The sequence below is a fragment of the Pseudoduganella albidiflava genome, assembly GCF_004322755.1.
Classification (GTDB): Bacteria; Pseudomonadota; Gammaproteobacteria; order Burkholderiales; family Burkholderiaceae_D; genus Rugamonas; species Rugamonas albidiflava.
This window is the reverse complement of the sequence record NZ_CP036401.1, coordinates 3,980,646-4,001,092: the sequence shown is the minus strand read 5'-3', so window position 1 is coordinate 4,001,092 and position 20,447 is coordinate 3,980,646. Positions and strand designations below refer to the sequence as shown.

General features: G+C 62.5%; 12 protein-coding genes, 2 tRNA genes, 3 rRNA genes and 1 pseudogene. 10 read left to right on the top strand and 8 right to left on the bottom strand.

Annotation, left to right across the window (positions count from 1 at the left end):
• Positions 1-31: 31 nt before the first annotated feature.
• A complete protein-coding gene (locus tag EYF70_RS16480; protein ID WP_131146377.1) occupies positions 32-610 on the top strand; it encodes a DUF2325 domain-containing protein in 579 nt (192 codons plus the stop codon).
• A 10-nt stretch (positions 611-620) separates the two neighbouring features.
• Here EYF70_RS16480 and EYF70_RS31385 read toward each other — a convergent pair whose 3' ends face one another.
• Positions 621-1,499 carry a PEPxxWA-CTERM sorting domain-containing protein gene (locus tag EYF70_RS31385; protein WP_218943681.1) on the bottom strand — a complete coding sequence of 293 codons (879 nt, stop codon included), beginning with the start codon at positions 1,497-1,499 and terminating at the stop codon, positions 621-623.
• A 220-nt stretch (positions 1,500-1,719) separates the two neighbouring features.
• On the opposite strand from EYF70_RS31385, the gene EYF70_RS16470 reads away from it, so the two are divergent.
• From EYF70_RS16470 to rrf, 6 genes are all read left to right on the top strand, one after another.
• Complete coding sequence (locus tag EYF70_RS16470) at positions 1,720-2,439, top strand: DNA-binding protein (protein ID WP_131146376.1); 720 nt, start codon at positions 1,720-1,722, stop codon at positions 2,437-2,439.
• A gap of 415 nt (positions 2,440-2,854) precedes the next feature.
• A 16S ribosomal RNA gene (locus tag EYF70_RS16465) occupies positions 2,855-4,385 on the top strand.
• 81 nt (positions 4,386-4,466) lie between these two features.
• A tRNA-Ile gene (locus EYF70_RS16460) sits at positions 4,467-4,543 on the top strand.
• Between the two features lie 7 nt (positions 4,544-4,550).
• Positions 4,551-4,626 (top strand) — tRNA-Ala (locus EYF70_RS16455).
• 215 nt (positions 4,627-4,841) lie between these two features.
• A 23S ribosomal RNA gene (locus EYF70_RS16450) occupies positions 4,842-7,717 on the top strand.
• Between the two features lie 131 nt (positions 7,718-7,848).
• Positions 7,849-7,961 (top strand): 5S ribosomal RNA (gene rrf / locus EYF70_RS16445).
• The 16S, 23S and 5S rRNA genes sit together here with 2 tRNA genes alongside, the layout of an rRNA operon.
• A gap of 611 nt (positions 7,962-8,572) precedes the next feature.
• On the opposite strand, the gene pqqE is transcribed toward rrf, so the two are convergent.
• From pqqE to EYF70_RS16410, 7 genes and pseudogenes are all read right to left on the bottom strand, one after another.
• Positions 8,573-9,721 carry a pyrroloquinoline quinone biosynthesis protein PqqE gene (pqqE, locus tag EYF70_RS16440; RefSeq protein ID WP_131146375.1) on the bottom strand — a complete coding sequence of 383 codons (1,149 nt, stop codon included), beginning with the start codon at positions 9,719-9,721 and terminating at the stop codon, positions 8,573-8,575.
• Between the two features lie 10 nt (positions 9,722-9,731).
• Positions 9,732-9,995 (bottom strand): pyrroloquinoline quinone biosynthesis peptide chaperone PqqD, encoded by a 264-nt coding sequence (pqqD, locus tag EYF70_RS16435; RefSeq protein ID WP_131146374.1) that lies wholly within the window; start codon positions 9,993-9,995, stop codon positions 9,732-9,734.
• Positions 9,996-10,009: 14 nt separating this feature from the next.
• A complete protein-coding gene (gene pqqC / locus EYF70_RS16430; protein WP_131146373.1) occupies positions 10,010-10,702 on the bottom strand; it encodes a pyrroloquinoline-quinone synthase PqqC in 693 nt (230 codons plus the stop codon).
• Positions 10,699-11,660 (bottom strand): annotated as a pseudogene (gene pqqB / locus EYF70_RS16425) (pyrroloquinoline quinone biosynthesis protein PqqB). Before pqqB ends, pqqC begins: the two are co-directional and overlap by 4 nt.
• A 66-nt stretch (positions 11,661-11,726) precedes the next feature.
• The gene (gene pqqA, locus EYF70_RS16420) at positions 11,727-11,801 is read right to left on the bottom strand and encodes a pyrroloquinoline quinone precursor peptide PqqA (RefSeq protein WP_131149146.1); all 75 of its coding nucleotides are present in this window, start codon (positions 11,799-11,801) and stop codon (positions 11,727-11,729) included.
• 352 nt (positions 11,802-12,153) lie between these two features.
• A complete protein-coding gene (locus tag EYF70_RS16415; RefSeq protein WP_131146372.1) occupies positions 12,154-13,605 on the bottom strand; it encodes a sensor histidine kinase in 1,452 nt (483 codons plus the stop codon).
• Complete coding sequence (locus EYF70_RS16410) at positions 13,605-14,294, bottom strand: response regulator (RefSeq protein WP_131146371.1); 690 nt, start codon at positions 14,292-14,294, stop codon at positions 13,605-13,607. The genes EYF70_RS16415 and EYF70_RS16410 overlap by 1 nt, the downstream gene beginning before the upstream one ends.
• A 117-nt stretch (positions 14,295-14,411) precedes the next feature.
• On the opposite strand from EYF70_RS16410, the gene EYF70_RS16405 reads away from it, so the two are divergent.
• From EYF70_RS16405 to EYF70_RS16395, 3 genes are all read left to right on the top strand, one after another.
• Positions 14,412-15,680 carry an ABC transporter substrate-binding protein gene (locus EYF70_RS16405; protein WP_165497696.1) on the top strand — a complete coding sequence of 423 codons (1,269 nt, stop codon included), beginning with the start codon at positions 14,412-14,414 and terminating at the stop codon, positions 15,678-15,680.
• On the top strand, positions 15,677-16,966 hold the full coding sequence (locus EYF70_RS16400; RefSeq protein WP_131146369.1) for an ABC transporter substrate-binding protein: 1,290 nt from the start codon (positions 15,677-15,679) through the stop codon (positions 16,964-16,966). The genes EYF70_RS16405 and EYF70_RS16400 overlap by 4 nt, the downstream gene beginning before the upstream one ends.
• A gap of 471 nt (positions 16,967-17,437) precedes the next feature.
• Entirely contained in the window at positions 17,438-20,431 is a 2,994-nt protein-coding gene (locus tag EYF70_RS16395; protein ID WP_131146368.1) for a TonB-dependent receptor, read from the top strand.
• The last annotated feature ends 16 nt before the right edge of the window (positions 20,432-20,447 follow it).

Genomic DNA, 20,447 nt, shown 5'->3' with positions numbered 1-20,447 from the left:
GTTCGAGCCAGGCTTCAGAAAAGGATCACAGATGCATGCAACCGCCGACAACTTCGACCAGCTGCTACAGGAACATGCCGCATTGTTGCGGACCCATGGCGAGGTACAGGCGCGCTGCTCGGAATTGATCCGGGCGCAGGCGCTGGAAATCGCCCGGCTCGATGCGCAGGCGATGCGGCTCCGCGCCGAACTGGTCAAGCGGGACACCGCGCTGGCATGGGCGAAGGATGACCAGGCCGCGCTGGAACACGCCATCCCCGGCTTGCCGAAGCGCGCGGCGCTGGCCCGGCACGTCGAAGCGCTGCAGGCGCGCGTGCGCGAGCTGTCGGACGAACTGCAGCAGCGCGACGTACGGCAGGCATTCGCGCCCGTACTGGCCTCGCACGCCGACGACCTGGCCGGCCTCGAAGAAGACCTGGCCGCCGCCGACCTGGTGATTTGCCAGACCGGGTGCATGAGCCACGGCGCCTACTGGCGCGTGCAGGACCATTGCAAGCGCACCGGCAAGGCCTGCGTGCTGGTGGAGAATGCCGATGCGCTGCACATCGTGCGCATCCAGCGCAGCGGCGAGGGGGAGGGCGCCGCGCTGGTGGCGTCGCAGCAGGGTTGATGGCGGTGGATCAGCGCCGCTGCCGGCGGAGGGAAGCGCCGAGCAGCGCCAGACCGCCCAGCATCATCGCCCAAGTGTGCGGTTCCGGTACCACCGCCACCGGATAGCTTTCCAGCAGGGTGGCATCGTTGAACCGCATTCGCAGCGTCTGCGACGAATCGACGACGCCGCCGCAGCACACGTTCGCGTCGAGCATGGAACCCACATAGAAGGTCTGGCCGGGATCGAGCACGGTCGAGATCGAAATCGTCAGCGTGCCGGTGTCATACAGGAACTGCTGGTCGCGGGCGAAGATATCGGGCAGCGTCGCGCACCCCCATCTGGGTACCGTGGCAATCATCGGGCACTGGCTGTTGCTTGCCGCGTTCTGGTCGTAGTCGAACACGTAGCCGCCTGTGTCGAACAGGCTGACCGCCACCATCGAATGGTTTTGCGTGCCGCCGCCGGCATCTTCCGAAAACTGCGAATCGAGCGTGACCGTCAGCGTCAGCGCAAACGGCGTGGAACCCGTGTACCGATAGCCTTGCACCGCCCAGATGGTCGCGTCGACCATCGACGAGCCACCATGCGGGCCGCCGGACTGGTAGGCGGGAGCGCTCGATGCATACGCCTTCAGCACCGGCAAATAGGAGCCCGCGTCGGCTTCCGCCAGCGTCCATGACGATCCGCGCGCATCGGCGATGCTGGAACCGGCACCCGTCGGGGAGTAGGTATTGGTGCCGGTATGCCAGTTGTCGTAGGAGGCGCATTCCGTTTGCGCGGCATCGTACGCACAATCCGCTGTGAAAGTGAAGGTGTCTGCGGCGAAGCTGGACTGGGTGGGCACGGCACTGGCGGTGCTGGCAGCCATCCAGGTCAACATGGTCGTGGCAAGAAGTGGAATCCGCATGATTGGTTTCCCATGAATGTTGAGGTGTGGTTACAGCAGAGGCCGATTCTAGCAGCGCCGCCGTCACTCCTTATATGCACGCGAATATGCACATGACAAAAAAACATGGGCGCCGCAACGCTATCACCGTGCAAGCAACCCATGGTCCTGATCCCACGCAAGGTCGTGCCAGGGAAAAAGTATCTGTAGTAAGCTCCCCGCTTCACACAACGGATACGACATGCAGGACCAGACCCCCACATTCGAAGAGGTTGCAGCGGCCGCGGGCGCCCTGCACAACGATGGCAATCCAGTGACGGTCGAGGCGGTTCGCGACGCCCTCGGCAGCGGTTCGCCATCGGTCATCCACAAGCATCTTGCCGCCTGGCGTGCCGACAACGTGCCGCCACCGGAGCCGCCCAAGGCGGAGATTCCCGAACCCCTGGCCGCCGCGCTGGCCGATTGGGCCCGGCAGTTCGCCGAGCAGTCCGGTGCCGGCAACCGCGACCGGCTGGCGCAGGCCGAGAGCGACCTGGAAGCGCTGGCCCGCTCGGGCGAAATGCTCGAGGCCGAGCGCGACGATCTGCTGTCGCAGCTGTCCACGGCGAATGCGCTGGCGGCCGAGCGTGCCGAGCAGATCGAGCGGCTGACGATCGAATTGCGCGATGCCCGCGAAGTGGCCACCAATGCGCTGGTCGGCAAGGCCAAGGACCAGCTGGCGATCGATGGCAAGGACCGCCAGCTGGCGGACCTGCGTGCGCAACTGGAGCGCAGCGTCGCGTCCGCCGCGTCGGATTCGGACGCCCGGCTGACCGCGGAGATGGAACTCGTCGGTGCCGTGACGGCGCGCGACAATTACGCCTCCGAGCTGAAGGCGTTGCGCGCGCAGCTGGAATCGCTGAACGCGGACCGCACGGCCCTGCGGGCCGAGGTGGATGGCTTGCGGACCCGCCGGGCGTAAATTGCCGGCAGGGGCTTGCGGAGGGGCAGGCGGTTTGCTATAGTTCTGTCCCTCGCAGCAACGTGCCTACACGAAAGTGACAATGGCAAATTGATGTGGGATAAAAAGAGAGGTTGACGAGCTGCACGAAACACCGCATAATCTCATCTCTCTGCTGCTGACAAACACAACGATTTGTCGCCGGGTCGAACGAAAGTTCAACGAGATCCGCAGCGTGCCTTCAAGGGCAGAATTCTTTAACAATCAACAGTCGATAAGTGTGGGCGTTTGATGTGATGTGCCCAGGACTTCGGTCCTGAAGCTCAAAATATATAGCATCAAACGCTTACACAAGAAATAAACGTGATCATCTTCGGATGATTCGTCAGTATTCTTGAGTAAGTGACCCCGACAGAAATGTCGGACAACAGAGATTAAACTGAAGAGTTTGATCCTGGCTCAGATTGAACGCTGGCGGCATGCTTTACACATGCAAGTCGAACGGCAGCGCGGGCTTCGGCCTGGCGGCGAGTGGCGAACGGGTGAGTAATATATCGGAACGTGCCCAAGAGTGGGGGATAACGTAGCGAAAGTTACGCTAATACCGCATACGATCCAAGGATGAAAGCAGGGGACCGCAAGGCCTTGTGCTCCTGGAGCGGCCGATATCTGATTAGCTAGTTGGTGAGGTAAAGGCTCACCAAGGCGACGATCAGTAGCTGGTCTGAGAGGACGACCAGCCACACTGGAACTGAGACACGGTCCAGACTCCTACGGGAGGCAGCAGTGGGGAATTTTGGACAATGGGGGCAACCCTGATCCAGCAATGCCGCGTGAGTGAAGAAGGCCTTCGGGTTGTAAAGCTCTTTTGTCAGGGAAGAAAAGGGTACGGCTAATATCCGTGCCTCATGACGGTACCTGAAGAATAAGCACCGGCTAACTACGTGCCAGCAGCCGCGGTAATACGTAGGGTGCAAGCGTTAATCGGAATTACTGGGCGTAAAGCGTGCGCAGGCGGTTTTGTAAGTCTGTCGTGAAATCCCCGGGCTTAACCTGGGAATGGCGATGGAGACTGCAAGGCTAGAGTTTGGCAGAGGGGGGTAGAATTCCACGTGTAGCAGTGAAATGCGTAGAGATGTGGAGGAACACCGATGGCGAAGGCAGCCCCCTGGGTCAAGACTGACGCTCATGCACGAAAGCGTGGGGAGCAAACAGGATTAGATACCCTGGTAGTCCACGCCCTAAACGATGTCTACTAGTTGTTGGGTCTTAATTGACTTAGTAACGCAGCTAACGCGTGAAGTAGACCGCCTGGGGAGTACGGTCGCAAGATTAAAACTCAAAGGAATTGACGGGGACCCGCACAAGCGGTGGATGATGTGGATTAATTCGATGCAACGCGAAAAACCTTACCTACCCTTGACATGTCAGGAATCCTGGAGAGATCTGGGAGTGCCCGAAAGGGAACCTGAACACAGGTGCTGCATGGCTGTCGTCAGCTCGTGTCGTGAGATGTTGGGTTAAGTCCCGCAACGAGCGCAACCCTTGTCATTAGTTGCTACGAAAGGGCACTCTAATGAGACTGCCGGTGACAAACCGGAGGAAGGTGGGGATGACGTCAAGTCCTCATGGCCCTTATGGGTAGGGCTTCACACGTCATACAATGGTACATACAGAGGGCCGCCAACCCGCGAGGGGGAGCTAATCCCAGAAAGTGTATCGTAGTCCGGATTGTAGTCTGCAACTCGACTGCATGAAGTTGGAATCGCTAGTAATCGCGGATCAGCATGTCGCGGTGAATACGTTCCCGGGTCTTGTACACACCGCCCGTCACACCATGGGAGCGGGTTTTACCAGAAGTAGGTAGCTTAACCGCAAGGAGGGCGCTTACCACGGTAGGATTCGTGACTGGGGTGAAGTCGTAACAAGGTAGCCGTATCGGAAGGTGCGGCTGGATCACCTCCTTTCTAGAGTCGGCACTGATCGCAAGATCGTGCATCAAACGCTCACACTTATCGGCTGTTGTTAGAGAAACAGTAGAAGCGCGCGGGTCTGTAGCTCAGCTGGTTAGAGCACCGTGTTGATAACGCGGGGGTCGTTGGTTCGAGCCCAACCAGACCCACCACGAACACGGGGGATTAGCTCAGCTGGGAGAGCACCTGCTTTGCAAGCAGGGGGTCGTCGGTTCGATCCCGTCATCCTCCACCATCGCTTCTGTTAAGAAATCAAATCTAAGCCCTGCGGTTTAAATTTGATCTTTTAGAGATCACTGCTGTTTCGCTCTTTAACAATCTGGAAGAAGTAAAGTTTTATTAAGCGTATTCAGCAATGAATACACTTAGGGTAGTGTTCCGAAAGGAACGCATACAAAAACTCATCAAACACAGTAGTAAATGCTTGCGCTATAGCCGTCAAGGTTATAGGGACAAGTGAATAAGTGCACATGGTGGATGCCTTGGCGATTACAGGCGATGAAGGACGTAGAAGTCTGCGATAAGCTTCGGGGAGCTGACAAACGAGCATTGATCCGAAGATTTCCGAATGGGGAAACCCGGCCTTATAGGTCATCACTCACTGAATACATAGGTGTGTGAAGCGAACGCGGCGAACTGAAACATCTAAGTAGCTGCAGGAAAAGAAATCAACCGAGATTCCCAAAGTAGTGGCGAGCGAAATGGGAAGAGCCTGCATATGATAGTCGGACTGGTAGTGGAAGCCTCTGGAAATAGGCGCCATAGTGGGTGATAGCCCCGTACGCGAAATCAGACCGGTGGTACTAAGTATGCGACAAGTAGGGCGGGACACGAGAAATCCTGTCTGAATATGGGGGGACCATCCTCCAAGGCTAAATACTCGTAATCGACCGATAGTGAACCAGTACCGTGAGGGAAAGGCGAAAAGAACCCCGGGAGGGGAGTGAAATAGATCCTGAAACCGTGTGCATACAAACAGTCGGAGCGGACTTGTTCCGTGACGGCGTACCTTTTGTATAATGGGTCAGCGACTTACATTCAGTAGCGAGGTTAACCGAATAGGGGAGCCGCAGAGAAATCGAGTCCGAACAGGGCGTTAGTTGCTGGGTGTAGACCCGAAACCAAGTGATCTATCCATGGCCAGGTTGAAGGTGCGGTAACACGCACTGGAGGACCGAACCCACTAATGTTGAAAAATTAGGGGATGAGCTGTGGATAGGGGTGAAAGGCTAAACAAACTTGGAAATAGCTGGTTCTCTCCGAAAACTATTTAGGTAGTGCCTCAAGTATCACCATCGGGGGTAGAGCACTGTTATGGCTAGGGGGTCATCGCGACTTACCAAACCATTGCAAACTCCGAATACCGATGAGTGCGAGCTTGGGAGACAGACATCGGGTGCTAACGTCCGGTGTCAAGAGGGAAACAACCCAGACCGCCAGCTAAGGTCCCAAAGATTGGCTAAGTGGAAAACGAAGTGGGAAGGCTAAAACAGTCAGGATGTTGGCTTAGAAGCAGCCATCATTTAAAGAAAGCGTAATAGCTCACTGATCGAGTCGTCCTGCGCGGAAGATGTAACGGGGCTAAGCCAGTCACCGAAGCTGCGGATATGTACTTGTACATATGGTAGGAGAGCGTTCTGTAAGCCTGCGAAGGTGTCTTGTAAAGGATGCTGGAGGTATCAGAAGTGCGAATGCTGACATGAGTAGCGATAATGCGGGTGAAAAGCCCGCACGCCGTAAGCCCAAGGTTTCCTGTTCAACGTTCATCGGAGCAGGGTGAGTCGGCCCCTAAGGCGAGGCAGAGATGCGTAGCTGATGGGAAGCAGGTTAATATTCCTGCACCGTCGTATGATGCGATGGGGGGACGGATCGCGGAAGGTTGTCTGACTGTTGGAATAGTCAGTTTCTGGTTCATAGAAGGTGCTTAGGCAAATCCGGGCACATAATTCAAGGGACTGGGACGAGCGCCCATGTGGCGCGAAGCAATCGGAAGTGGTTCCAAGAAAAGCCTCTAAGCTTCAGTCATACGAGACCGTACCGCAAACCGACACAGGTGGGCGAGATGAGTATTCTAAGGCGCTTGAGAGAACTCGGGAGAAGGAACTCGGCAAATTGGTACCGTAACTTCGGGAAAAGGTACGCCCCAGTAGCTTGACTGCTTTACTGCAGAAGGGTGACAGGGTTGCAATAAAATGGTGGCTGCGACTGTTTAATAAAAACACAGCACTCTGCAAACACGAAAGTGGACGTATAGGGTGTGACGCCTGCCCGGTGCTGGAAGATTAAATGATGGGGTGCAAGCTCTTGATTGAAGTCCCAGTAAACGGCGGCCGTAACTATAACGGTCCTAAGGTAGCGAAATTCCTTGTCGGGTAAGTTCCGACCTGCACGAATGGCGTAACGATGGCCACACTGTCTCCTCCCGAGACTCAGCGAAGTTGAAGTGTTTGTGATGATGCAATCTACCCGCGGCTAGACGGAAAGACCCCATGAACCTTTACTGTAGCTTTGCATTGGACTTTGAACCAATCTGTGTAGGATAGGTGGGAGGCTTTGAAGCGGGGACGCCAGTTCTCGTGGAGCCAACCTTGAAATACCACCCTGGTTTGTTTGAGGTTCTAACCTTGGTCCGTTATCCGGATCGGGGACAGTGCATGGTAGGCAGTTTGACTGGGGCGGTCTCCTCCTAAAGTGTAACGGAGGAGTTCGAAGGTACGCTAGGTACGGTCGGACATCGTGCTAATAGTGCAATGGCATAAGCGTGCTTAACTGCGAGACCGACAAGTCGAGCAGGTACGAAAGTAGGACATAGTGATCCGGTGGTTCTGTATGGAAGGGCCATCGCTCAACGGATAAAAGGTACTCTGGGGATAACAGGCTGATTCCTCCCAAGAGTTCATATCGACGGGGGAGTTTGGCACCTCGATGTCGGCTCATCACATCCTGGGGCTGTAGCCGGTCCCAAGGGTATGGCTGTTCGCCATTTAAAGTGGTACGTGAGCTGGGTTTAAAACGTCGTGAGACAGTTTGGTCCCTATCTGCCGTGGGCGTTGGAAATTTGAAGGGGGCTGCTCCTAGTACGAGAGGACCGGAGTGGACGAACCTCTGGTGTACCGGTTGTCACGCCAGTGGCATTGCCGGGTAGCTAAGTTCGGAAGAGATAACCGCTGAAAGCATCTAAGCGGGAAACTTGCCTTGAGATGAGATTTCCCGGAGCCTTGAGCTCCTTGAAGGGTCGTTCGAGACCAGGACGTTGATAGGTCAGGTGTGGAAGTGCAGTAATGCATTAAGCTAACTGATACTAATTGCCCGTACGGCTTGTCCCTATAACCTTGACGGTTATGAATCAATCATGATTCCTCGCATTTACTCTTTGATGAGAGTTACCCTCGCTTTACTTCTTCCGGATTGAGCAGTGACGTTGCCCCACAGGGGACGGCACTGCGTACAAGTCATGCCTGATGACCATAGCAAGTCGGTCCCACCCCTTCCCATCCCGAACAGGACCGTGAAACGACTTTGCGCCGATGATAGTGCTGCAACCAGTGTGAAAGTAGGTTATCGTCAGGCTGTTATACCGAGAAAAGCCCACCAGTGATCTGGTGGGCTTTTTTCATTTGTGCTTATGGATTGCAGCATGCTGTCGGGCTCCGCTTCAAGCTGTCGAATGCGCCGATTGCTCCGCCGGGCACTGCCCGACGTCGCTACTGCAACCAGTGTGAAAGTAGGTTACCGTCAGGCTGTTACATAGAAAAACCCCGCTAGCGTGTGCTGGCGGGGTTTTTTGCTTTTGACCATTCAAATTGTTACCGAAAAAACCGGGGACAGGCTCCGATTTCGTCGAAAAAACCGGGGACAGGCTCCGATTTCGCCGCGAAACCTGTAACGAAACCGGTGACAGGCTCCGATTTCGCCGCGAAACCTTTATCGAAGCCGGGGACAGGCTCCGGTTTCGAGAACCTTTCGAACATAATTGGAGCCTGTCATAATCGGAGCCTGTCACCGGTTTTCAGGAAGCTTCCGAAAGGAATCGGAGCCTGTCACCGGTTTAATGTTCTTCGGGGACAGGCTCCGATTCCGTCGCGAAACCTGTAGCGAAACCGGGCACTGCCCGACCTCGCCTCACGACCACGATGCCTGCTTCAATGCCGCCACCATCGCCAGTCGGTCACGTAGTTGGTCTACGGCCCGCGCCCGCCGCGGCGCGAGTTCGCGTCCGTGCGGAACACGATCGGCTGGACCTGCTGCTGCCGCGTCGCTTCCTGTTCCCGTTGGGCCTGCATGACGATGGCATGCACGTCGGCGTGTCGCGGCGACCGAGAGCATACCGGGTCGGCATTTGCGGCGTCCCCGGTCAGTGCGTAGGCCTGGCAGTGGCAGCCACCGAAATCCTTGTCTTTCTCGGGGCAAGCGCGGCAGGGTGACTTCATCCAGGCATCGCCGCGGTAGCGATTGAAGGCGCCGCTGGCGTACCAGATGTCCTTCAGGCTGTATTCACGAACGTTGGGAAAAGCGATGCCCGGCAGCGAGCGGGCGGCGTGGCAGGGCAGGGCGGTGCCGTCCGGGGCAATGCCGAGGAAGACGGAACCCCAGCCGTTCATGCATGCCTTGGGGCGCTCCTCGAAATAGTCGGGCACCACGAACAGGATCCGCACCTTGTTGCCGATCCGGGAGCGATAGTCGTTGACCACGACCTCGGCACGCCGCAGTTGCTCGCGCGTGGGCATCAACTGTGCCCGGTTGACCAGGCCCCAGCCGTAATACTGCGTGTTTGCCAGTTCCAGGTAGTCGACGCCCATCTCCAGGGCCATGTCGATGATGCGGTCGACATGGTCGAGGTTGAAGCGGTGCAGCACGACATTGAGCACCATCGGATAGTCATACTGCTTGATCAGCCTGGCTACCCGTGCTTTCAGGTCGAAGGTCCGGGTGCTGGACAGGAAATCGTTGATTTCCCGGGTCGAGTCCTGGAACGACAGCTGGATATGGTCCAGCCCGAGTTCCTTCATGCGGGCCAGGCGCGTTTCGGTCAGGCCGATGCCGGAGGTGATCAGGTTGGTGTAGAACCCGAGCCGGCGGCCTTCGCCGACCAGTTGTTCGAGGTCGTCGCGCACCAGTGGCTCGCCGCCCGAAAACCCTAGCTGCGCGGCACCGAGCTGGCGTGCCTGGCGCATCACGTCGAACCATTGCTCGGTGGAGAGTTCCGCGCGGTCCCTGGCGTAATCGACAGGGTTGTAACAGAAGGCGCAGTGGAGGGGGCAGCGATAGGTCAGCTCCGCCAGCAGCCAGAGTGGCGCCGCGATGGCCTGGCGGGGTTCGGGGGCGTTCATGGCCGCGGGCTCAGGCCAGCCAGCCACGTGCGCAGGCGGTGCGCAGGAATTCATCGACATCGGCCCCCAGGCCGCTGGCCTTGAACGCCTGTTCCAGCTCGTCGACGATGGCCGGTACGCTGCGCTGGCCGTCGCAGCGTTTCAGGATCTCGGCCGCGCTCTGGTTGAGCTTCACCATGCCTTCCGGGTACAGCAGGACATACTGGCCTTGCGCTTCCTCCCACTGCATGCGGAACAGGCGGGAAAGAAGCGGCTTGTCGGGAATCGTCGTCATCGTGGCACCTGAGGTCAAGGGTAGGCTTTTTCGATCGCATCGAGCATGGACCACAGGATGTCGAGCTTGAACTGCAGGATCTCGAGCGCACGCTCCTGCTGGGCGCGCGTCGTGAAATGATCGAGCGTGACCTGCAGGCCGTGCTCGACGTCGCGTTCGGCCAGCGAAATACGGCCGCGGAAATACTGCAGGCCCGCCTGGTCGATCCAGCCATAGTGGGCAGGCCAGTTGGCCAGGCGGTCCTTGTGGATCTGCGGTGCGAACATTTCCGTCAGTGACGAGCAGACCGCCTCCTGCCAGGGCGCCTGGCGCGCGAAATTGACATAGGCATCGACAGCGAAACGGACACCGGGCACCACGTGGCGTTGCGACCATAACACCCCGTCTTCGAGGCCGACCGCTGCCCCGAGCCGCAGCCAGGCCTCGATGCCCCCATCGTTGCCGTCCCAGCCGTCATGGTCGAGGATGCGGCGCACCCATTTGCGGCGAGTTTCCCGATCGGGGCAGTTGGCGATGATCGCGGCGTCCTTTTGCGGGATGTTGACCTGGTAATAAAATCGGTTGGCAACCCAGCCGCGGATCTGGTCCTCGCGCAGCAGGCCGCTGTTCATCCTGACGTTGAACGGATGATTGATGTGGTAGCCGGCGCCGCGCGCGCGCAATTGCGCTTCGAACTCGGTGCGGCTCCAGGCCGGTGCGCTCGTCACAGGACGATCTCCATGCCGTCGAAGGCGACTTCGATACCGTGGCGCGCCAGCAGCGCACGCTGCGCCGAGCCGTCGTCCAGGATCGGGTTGGTGTTATTGATATGAATGAGGATCTTGCGCCGTTCCGTCTGGCGCCGTGCATCCCCGTGCGCATCCAGGCTATCCAGGCTATCCAGCACCGCGATCATCCCGGCCTCGCCCGACTGCGGCAAATGGCCCATGTCGGCCGCGCTTTTGCTGGAAAAGCCCAGTTCGATCATCTCGTCGGCGCGCCAGAACGTGCCATCGACCAGCACGCAGTCGGCCTGGCGCATGGCGGCATCGACCTGCGGTTCGATCATGCCCAGCCCCGGCGCGTAGAACAGCGACCTGCCGCTGTCGGTATCCTCGATCAGCAGGCCGATATTGTCGCCGATGCCCGGCTGCGCGCGGTGCGGCGAATACGGCGGCGCCTTGCTGGACAGGGCCAGCGGCGTGAAACGGAGGCCGTCGATGCCCGGCACCTGGACCGCCTGCATTCCGGGGCCGTCGCCGATGGTGTGCAACGGGTGCCAGTGCACGCCGCAGTAGTGCGACAGCACCGGCGCCAGGGGCAGGCTGGTGTTGAGATCGTTCCATACCGATGCGGTGCAGTAGAGTGGCAGCGGCCTTCCCTCGCGCAGCATCAACAGACCGGTGACATGGTCGATCTGCGCATCCATCAGCATCACGGCGGCGATGCCGGAATCGCGCTTTGCCCGCGACGGCTGCAGCGCCGGCTCGCGCGGATCTGCGCCAGGATGTCGGGAGACGCGTTGATCAGCACCCAGTCCTTGCCATCGCCCGAGACCGCGATCGACGATTGGGTACGGGCCGTGGCGGCAAGCGTGCCGCTGCGCACGCCCGCGCAATTGCGGCAGTTGCAGTTCCACTGCGGGAAGCCGCCCCCAGCTGCCGAACCCAATACGATGATTTTCATGGTGTCGTTCAGTGGACGGAAACCTGTGCCCGGCTGACCCTGCGGCACGGTTTCCTGGGCAAGGCCCTAGCGGTTTGCGATATACATCGTGATTTCAAATCCGAAACGCAGGTCGGTAAATTCCGGTTTGCTCCAGGTCATGATAGGTCTCCTCCAGATTGGTGTGATGAGCAGGCCGGTTACGCGGACGGACGGCTCAAGGGCTTACCGCACGGTTCGTGCAGTCACAGGCATAAAGCGATAATCGTGCCAAAGAGCGCGATGCGGGGCGATGCGGGGCGAGGCGGGACCTGGCGCCCAGCGGGCACAGGCGGGAAGCCGATTGCGCCACCGGATGCGGAAGGGCTTTGACGCAGGTGGGCGCAACAGTGTGTCAAAACCGAACAGTGTATTTGCCCCGATGACGCACTGTGCCAGTCGATGGCCGGAAGGTCTGCACTACTGATGTATCGTCGGCCGGTTTGCAGGTGGGGGAGCCCTTCCTGCCGGCTTGTCACAGCAAGGGCAGCTTGACGATCACCTCCAGGCCGTGCGGCTCGACATCTTCCAGCGCCACGCTGCCGCCATGCTGCATGACGATCTCCTGCACGATCGCCAGGCCCAGCCCGCAGCCCAGGCCCTGGTCGGTGGCACGTACGAACCGGTCGAACACGCGCGCATGGTCGGCGCGGGCGATGCCGGGGCCGTTGTCGCTGACGCTGATGCGGGCATGGCCGCCATCGCGCCGCAGGGCCACGGTGATCTCGCTGCCCGAGCCGGCATATTCGATGGCGTTGTCGAGGATGTTGACGAGCGCCTCGGTCAGCAGCATCGGATTGGCCAGCACCTGAAGACCAGCCGGATCGTCCGCCGCGCCCTGGTCGGCGATGCCGAGATCGGCGCCGGCACGCAGCGCCTTCGGCACCATGTCCGCGACCACCTGCTCGACCAGCGCGCTCAGTTCGACGGGCGAGCGCTCCCGCACCATGGCCGCCTCGGGCTCGGCGCGCGCCAGCATCAGCATGCGGGAAATGAGGTGGGCGCTGCGCGTGGCGCTCTGGTGCAGCATGGTCAGGCGCGCCACCAGGGCCTTGTCGTTGGTCGCGCCCAGTGCCAGTTCGGCGTGGCTGATCAGGCCCGCCAGCGGCGTGCGCAACTGGTGGGCGGCATCGGCGATGAAGCGCTTCTGGGCATCGACATTCTGGCGCACCGCGGCCAGCAGGGCGTTCAGCGCGCGCACCAGCGAGCGCAGTTCGCGCGGGGCCGCTTCGGCGCGCAGCGGGGTGAGGTCGTTCGGCGAGCGGCCTTCCACTTCGCGGCGCAGGCGCAGCAGCGGCGCGAGTCCGGCGCCGGTGCCGGCCCAGACGATCACCGTCATCAGCATGATCAATGCCGACAGCGGCAGCAGGGTGTCGAGCAGGATCCGCTTCCAGATGGACTCGCGCGCCGCCACCCCGCGCGCCACCTGTACCAGCATCCATTGCTGGCGGCCATTCACTTCGCCATTCTTCAGGTACAGCGCCGCCACCCGCACCTTGGCCGGGCCCGGCGTGGATCCCGACTCGTCCGGCACCATTTCACCGTCGTAGAAATAGGGATCGTTCGGGCGCGGCCGCATGTGGGCGGGCGGCAGCGGAATGGCATTGTTACCGAGGATGAACCGGCCGGGCGGCGTGCTGACGGTGTACAGGAAGCGGTCGTTCGGGTCGGCTTCCAGGATATTCTGCGCGGCGCGCGGCAGGTCGATCAACAGCCCGTTGCCGATCGGCTTGACCTGGCGTGCCAGCGTGCGCGCGGCCTGCGACAGGGTGGCGTCGGCCGCTTCGTTGACGTAGTTCACCGCCAGGCGATAGGTGGCGGCACCGCCGGCGACCCACAGCACCAGTTGCGGCAGCAGCACCCAGGCCACCAGCTGCGAACGCAGCGACCAGTCGACCGCAGGCCTCGGGCGCCTTGGCCAGGGCATCAGCCGCGCGTGCCTGCCGGGTCGGCTTCCAGCAGGTAGCCCAGGCCGCGGATGGTGCGGATCGCCACGCCGGAACTATCGAGCTTGCGGCGCAGCCGGTAGATGTGGACTTCCGCCGAATTGCCGCTGCCGTCGTCGTTCCACAAGGCGGCGATCTGGTCCTTGCGGACCACCTTGCCCGTGTTGGCGAGCAGCAGGTCGAGCAGGATCGCTTCGCGCGGGCTCAGGTCGACCAGGTCGGAATTGACCATGGCGCGGCGCGTCTCGCGGTCGAAGCGCAGCGCGCCCGCGGTCAGCTCGGCGAAGGGAGCGGCGCCGCTGCCGGCATGGCGCGAGCGGCGCAATACCGCGCGCAGCCGCGCTTCCAGTTCGGAAAAGATGAATGGCTTGGTGATGAAATCGTCCGCGCCGCCGTTCAGGCTGGCCAGCCGCGCATCGAGCTTGTCCAGCGCCGTCAGGATCACCACCGGCAACTCCGGGCGCACCGCGCGCACCTTCTTCAAGACACTCAAGCCGTCGACCATCGGCAGGCCCAGGTCGATGATCGCGATATCGTAGGGCTGGCTGGTCAGCAGGTATTCGGCGACCGGGCCATTCGGCGCATGCTGCACCGCGAATCCGGCCTGTGCCAGCTGGGCGCCCAGGCCGGCTGCGAGAATCTGGTCGTCTTCGGCGAGTAATAGTTGCATGGCGCGATATTAACGGGTTATGGCAGGCGCTTCAACGCCGGCGCATCCCCGCCGCGGCTTTCCCCCGGAGCCCTTTGCGTGATAATGTCCGGCTCTTCCGTTACGAAGGAACCGATCTTGACGCCACCCCGGAATCCGCTTCGTTCATGCACCCGCGCGGCGATCCTGCTCGCCACGCTGGCGTGCGGTGGCGTCCGGACGGCGATGGCCGCCGAGCTCGAGGTCCTGCACTACTGGACCGGTGGCGAATATGCCGGGGCGCTGACGCTGCTGCATGGCCGCATGGCGGAACAGGGCCACGACTGGCGCGATGCCGGTGGCGGCGACGCCCAGGCCGATGCCATCACGCTGCTGCGCAAGCGGATCGCGGCCGGAAATCCGCCGGCCGCCGCGCAAATGATGCCGGTGGATGCCATCGGCCAGTGGGGGCGCCAGGGCGCGCTGGGCGGCATCGACCGGCTGGCCAGGGACGAAGGATGGGACAAGCTGCTGCCGGCAGCGGTCGCCGCCACGCTCAAGTACCGCGGCAGCTATGTCGCGGTGCCGGTCCACGTGCACCGCAATAACTGGCTGTGGATGAATGCCGCCGTGCTGGCGCGTGCGGGGGTGCGCGCGCCCGGCACGTGGCAGGAATTCTTCGCGGCCGCCGAGGCGATCCGGCGCATAGGCGTCGTGCCGCTGGCGCACGGCGGGCAGCCGTGGCAGAACCTGCACCTGCTGGAAACCGTGGTGCTGGGCAGCGCCGGGCCGGCGTTCTATCGCCGGGCGCTGGTGGAGCTCGATCCGGCCGCGCTGGCCAGTCCCGACATGGAGCGCGCCCTGCAGACCTTCCGGCGGCTGAAGCGGTACACCGACATCCGCCGGCCAGAGCGCGACTGGACCACCGCGTCGCAGGAGGTGATCCGCGGCGTGGCAGGGATGCAGCTGATGGGCGAATGGGCCGGTCCAGTGTTCGCGGACGCGCAGGCGGCGGGCCGGCTGGACTATGCCTGCGCCGCCGCGCCGGCCAGTGCGCCAAGCTATATCTTCGCCCTGGACTCTGTCGTGACGTTCAAAGTCGCGGCGGCCAAGGCCCCGGCACAGCGCGATTTTGCCTCGGCCCTGATGTCGCCACCGGTGCAACGGCAGCTGAACCTGGCCAAGGGCGCGTTGCCGGTGCGCCTGGACGCCGACCTGGCGCCGTTCGGGCGCTGTGCGCAGGCATCGGGGGCGGCTTATCGCCTGGCTGCCCGCGGCGGCACGCTGGTGCCCAGCATGGGCGTGGCGGTGGCGCCGGCCGTGGTGGAAGCGCTGCAAGCAATCGTCACCGACTACTGGCGCGACGACCGGATGGCGCCGCGCACGGTCGTGGCGCGCATGATCGCCGCCACCGGACGCAGGCCATGACAGTGCGCGCACGCATGCTGCTGGTGCCGGCCCTGGCGCTGGCCCTGGCCGGCGGGGCCGTCCCTGGCAGCGCGGCGGTGCTGGAAGTGCTCAACCATCTTGAAACAGGCCCCGACCAGCAGGCCGCCCAGGTACTGCAGGCGGCGCTGCAAGCGCGCGGGCACGAGTGGGTCGATTTCGCGGTGGCCAACGGCGCCGAGGGGCTGGCCGCGGCACTGCTGGATTCGCGCGTGCGGCTGCGCAACCCGCCGGCGGTGGCGCAGATCAAGGGCCCCGTCATCGCCGCGATGGCCCGGCGCGGTCTCCTGTTGCCGCTCGACGACGTGGCGCGCGCCGAACGCTGGGACGAGGCGCTGCCCGGCGTGGTGGCCGGCGCCATGAAGCACCAGGGCCGCTATGTCGGCGTGCCGCTCAATATCCACCGCATCAACTGGCTGTGGATCAACCAGCGCATCCTGAAGCAATCGGGCGCGCGGGTGCCGGCCAGCTGGGACGAATTCTTCGCCACGGCCGAGGCCATGAAGCGTGCCGGCCATACCGCGCTGGCCTACGGCGGCCATGCGTGGGAAGAGCAGCTGCTGTTCGAAAGCGTGGCGCTGGGCGTGGGCGGGCCGGTGTTCTACCGGCAGGCGCTGGTGGCGCACGATCCGGCCCAGCTGGCCGGGCCCACCATGGCGCGGGTGCTGCGTACCTTCCGCCGCATCCGTGCCTACACCAGCGCCGGGCAGCCGGCATCGCCGCAGCGGGAGGCCGCCGTGGCGCTGGCCAGTGGCGGCGCCGGCATGCTGCTGATGGGCGACTGGGCCAACCCGCAGCTGTATCCGGAAGCGCGGCGGCTGGGCGACAGCTTCGCCTGCGTGCCGTCGCCGGGATCGGCCGGCAGTTTTTCCTTCGTGGTCGATTCGTTCGCCATGTTCAAGGGGCCCGCCGCGCAGCGCCGCGGCCAGCTCGATCTCGCGGCGCTGGTCATGTCGCCCGCCATCCAGCACGACTTCAACCTGCGCAAGGGATCGATCCCGGCCCGCGCGGGCGTGGCCCTGGATGGCTACGGCCCGTGCGCGCGCCAGGCCGCCGGCGCATTCCAGGCGGCTGCGCGAGACGGCACGCTGGTGCCGGCACTGGCCATGGCGCTGCCACCGGAACTCGAACAGGCCTTCCGCAATGTGCTCAGCGAATTCTGGAACGACGAGCGCATCGCGCCGGAAACCACCATGCGCCGCCTTGTCGCGCTGACGCGCAAGGCGCCGGTGCCGGCAGCCGCATCGCGCCCGGCCAGTGTTCCCTGAACGCGCATCCGGCCCGGTCGGCGGCCGCGGTCACCGGCTTCAGCAAGCGGGCCAGGTCAGCGTCTTCAGCCAGCGCGCTCGTTCAGCGGGCTCACTCATGGGCTCAATCACGGGCTCATTCACGAGCTCAATCAGCGCACGTTCAGCGCGTTCATGCGAAATTCATCTAGCTGAACAGGTAAGCCGCCGCCGCATGGCTGGCGGTCCACTTGTTCCAGCATTTTTCCTCCCGCCACAGCCCAGCGTTGCTATCCAGGCACGCTTGTTTAGTAAGCGCCGCGAAATAAAGCCCCATCCGCCGGGCGCCCTTGACGCTGCAGAGGCCATGATTCATCGTTCCGTTTGAAATCTTTCGTATATCTGCCGTTCAGGTTGATGTCGAAAACAGGAACGGCATGCACGGGCACGCCGTAAAAAAAAACAGACCAGGCGCACCGTCGCTCGGCGCCTGGCCCATCAGGAGGGGACAACATGAATCGAACCAGCAGGACCGCCATTGCCCTGGCGGTAGCCCAGCTCGCGTGGACGGCCGGCGCCGCGCATGCGCAGCAATCCGACGCCAGTGCAGTGGTGGTGGTCACCGGCCAGCGCGCCGCGCTCAATTCGGCGCAAAAGATCAAGCAGGATTCCGACGAGATCGTCGATTCGGTGGTTGCCGACGACATCGGCAAGCTGCCCGACCGCTCGGTCACCGAGGTGCTGCAGCGCGTGGTCGGCGTGAGCATCAACCGCCAGGCTGGCGACAATGAACGCTTCTCGGTGGAAGGCGCCGGCGTGAACATCCGCGGCCTGAACTACGTGCGCTCCGAACTCAATGGCCGCGAGGCCTTCGCCGCCAACGGCGGGCGTTCGCTCAGCTGGGGCGACATTCCGCCCGAACTGATGTCCGGCGTGGACGTCTACAAGAATCCTTCGGCCGAGCAGACCGAAGGCGGCATTTCCGGCCTGGTCAACCTGCGCACCGCGCTGCCGTTCGACTTCAAGGCGCAGCGTGTCGGCGGTTCGCTGGAAGTCACCCATTCGACACTGCGCAAGGGCAAGCCGGACCTGTCGGGCTCCCTGCTGTACTCGAACCGCTGGAAAAGCAGCCTGGGCGAGTGGGGAGTGCTGTTCGACGTGGCCTCGTCGGACAGCTCGACCCGCACCGACACCTTCCAGTTCGAACCATTCTACCCGCGCACCGGTATCGAGCCGGGGCGCACCGTATGGATCCCGAAGGGCGCGCAGTGGCGCACCTACGAGTACGACCGCAAGCGCCAGGGCGCCTACGGTGCCCTGCAATGGCGCATGAAGGACGTGCGCAGCCACCTGACCCTGTTCCAGTCGCGCTACAAGGACAATGCGCTGGAACAGTCGATCTTCTCCTCGGCCGCCCCGTACGACCTGCAGGTGTCCGACGCCACGTACGATGACCGGGGCGCGCTGCTGACCGGCACCATCAGCGACCGGACCAATGGCGGCATCCCGTTCAGCAACGCGGGCGGCTTCAACAAGGGCAACTCGAAAACCACCGACATCGGCTGGAACCTGCAGTGGAAAGTGTCGGAAGACTGGACGCTGTCCAGCGACCTGCAGCGCACCACCTCGAAGGCGGATGCCTTTTCGTCGGCGGTGGGGCTGGGCATGCTGATGCCGAGCCAGCGCCTCGATTACCGCGGCAAGCTGCCGAGCATCATGTTTACCGACGACCAGCGCGCTTTCCTTGCCAACCCCGCGAATTACTACTGGGGCAGTACGATGGAGCACATGCACCGCAATACCGGCGAGCTGAAGGCGTGGAAGGGCGATGCCCGCTATACCTTCGACCATCCGGTGCTGCGCGACCTGCGCTTCGGCGTGCGCCTGACCGACCGCGAGGCGCTGACGGTCAACTCCGATCCCAGCTACAACTGGAAGGGCGTGACGCAGCCGTGGATGGTGGACTGGGACATCGGCAAGCTGGCGTACCTCAGCGATCCGCGCTTCAACGCGCCGACGGTGACGAACAGCTTCCCGAACTTCTTCGGCGGTGACATCAGCGTGCCGGCGGTGGTGTTCCCGGCGCCCAGCGTGGCCGCCGGCTATCCCGACTCGTACCAGCTGCTGCACTCCTATCACATGCTGCTTTGCCAGGAGCAGAGGGTGGTCCTCGGCGGCGGCACCTGCGAGGCGTGGACGCCCGCGCGCTTCGGCGGCGACAACCCGGCCGGCACCAACGACCAGCGCGAGAAGACGCGCGCCTTCTACACCCAGCTGCGCTTCGGCTTCGACAACCTGGCTTACCCGGTCGACGGCAACCTCGGCGTGCGCTATGTGCAGACCCGTTCGCGCTCGCGCGGCTACACCTCGTTCCGGCCCGGCGCGGCGCCACCCCAGGGTGCCCAGGTCACCGGCCTGCCGGTGCCGATCATCCCCGCGTTCGAAGAGCGGCGCGACGTGAAGAACGACTACAACAACGTGCTGCCCACCTTGAACCTGCGCCTGAAGGCCAGCGACAAGCTGCAGTTCCGCGCCGCGTTCGGCACCTCGATGTCGCGCCCGGACTTCGACGACCTGCAGGCCTACACCAGGATGTCGCAGGACGTCGACTCCGTGCTCAACGAAGCTACCGGCGTCACCACTGTGACCGCGGTGCGCCGCACCGGCACCGCGGAAGGCAATCCTTCCCTGAAGCCGATCACCTCGCGCCAGCTGGACCTCACAGCCGAATGGTACTTCGCCAATTCCGGCTCGCTGACGCTGGCCGTGTTCGGCAAGCGCCTGAAGGATGTGATCATCGACCAGACGGTGTCGATCGGCCTGCCGGACGTGCAGGGCAACCTGCAGCAGTTCCTGGTAACGTCACCGGTCAACGGCGCGCGCGGCACCGTGCGCGGCGCCGAGATCGCCTACCAGCAGTACTTCGACGGCCTGCCCGACTGGCTGAAGGGGCTCGGCCTGCAGGCCAACTACACCTATGTCGACAGCCATCGCAAGCTGTACAACCCGGTGCGCAGCGAGTTCTGCTCGGGCAGCGAAGGCGGGGCCGCCAACATCAACCTGAACATGAACGGCTGCGACATCGACGGCCGCACCTTCGGCGACCTGCCACTGGCGCAGATGTCGAAGAACGCCTATAACGTGGCGATCCTGTTCGACCGGGGACCGTGGTCGGCACGCCTGGCCTACAACTGGCGCTCGCGCTACTTCCTCAGCACGAACACCAACGGCACGCGCGGTTCGGACGGCACCGACACCAACCCGGCCAGCCCGGACTTCGGCGAACGCAACGTGGCCTGGGGCCTGCCGCTGTGGGCCGACGACTACGGCCAGCTCGATGGCGGCGTGTCGTACAAGTTCAGCGAGAACTTCAAGATCGACTTCCAGGCGCAGAACCTGAGCGACGCGCGCTATGGACAGACCATGCACCAGGGGATCGGCGACAAGCGCCGCGCCCACTTCGTCTCGGGGCCGCGCTACAGCCTGCGCGCCGGATATTCGTTCTGAACCACCTTACCAACCA

What these genes read in the sequence shown, in the direction of transcription:
- EYF70_RS16415 (WP_131146372.1), bottom strand. Translation starts at nt 13,605, where the DNA reads ATGCCCTGGCCAAGGCGCCCGAGGCCTGCGGTCGACTGGTCGCTGCGT.
- EYF70_RS16400 (WP_131146369.1), top strand. Translation starts at nt 15,677, where the DNA reads ATGACAGTGCGCGCACGCATGCTGCTGGTGCCGGCCCTGGCGCTGGCC.
- EYF70_RS16410 (WP_131146371.1), bottom strand. Translation starts at nt 14,294, where the DNA reads ATGCAACTATTACTCGCCGAAGACGACCAGATTCTCGCAGCCGGCCTG.
- EYF70_RS31385 (WP_218943681.1), bottom strand. Translation starts at nt 1,499, where the DNA reads ATGCGGATTCCACTTCTTGCCACGACCATGTTGACCTGGATGGCTGCC.
- pqqD (WP_131146374.1), bottom strand. Translation starts at nt 9,995, where the DNA reads ATGACGACGATTCCCGACAAGCCGCTTCTTTCCCGCCTGTTCCGCATG.
- EYF70_RS16480 (WP_131146377.1), top strand. Translation starts at nt 32, where the DNA reads ATGCATGCAACCGCCGACAACTTCGACCAGCTGCTACAGGAACATGCC.
- EYF70_RS16395 (WP_131146368.1), top strand. Translation starts at nt 17,438, where the DNA reads ATGAATCGAACCAGCAGGACCGCCATTGCCCTGGCGGTAGCCCAGCTC.
- EYF70_RS16470 (WP_131146376.1), top strand. Translation starts at nt 1,720, where the DNA reads ATGCAGGACCAGACCCCCACATTCGAAGAGGTTGCAGCGGCCGCGGGC.
- pqqE (WP_131146375.1), bottom strand. Translation starts at nt 9,721, where the DNA reads ATGAACGCCCCCGAACCCCGCCAGGCCATCGCGGCGCCACTCTGGCTG.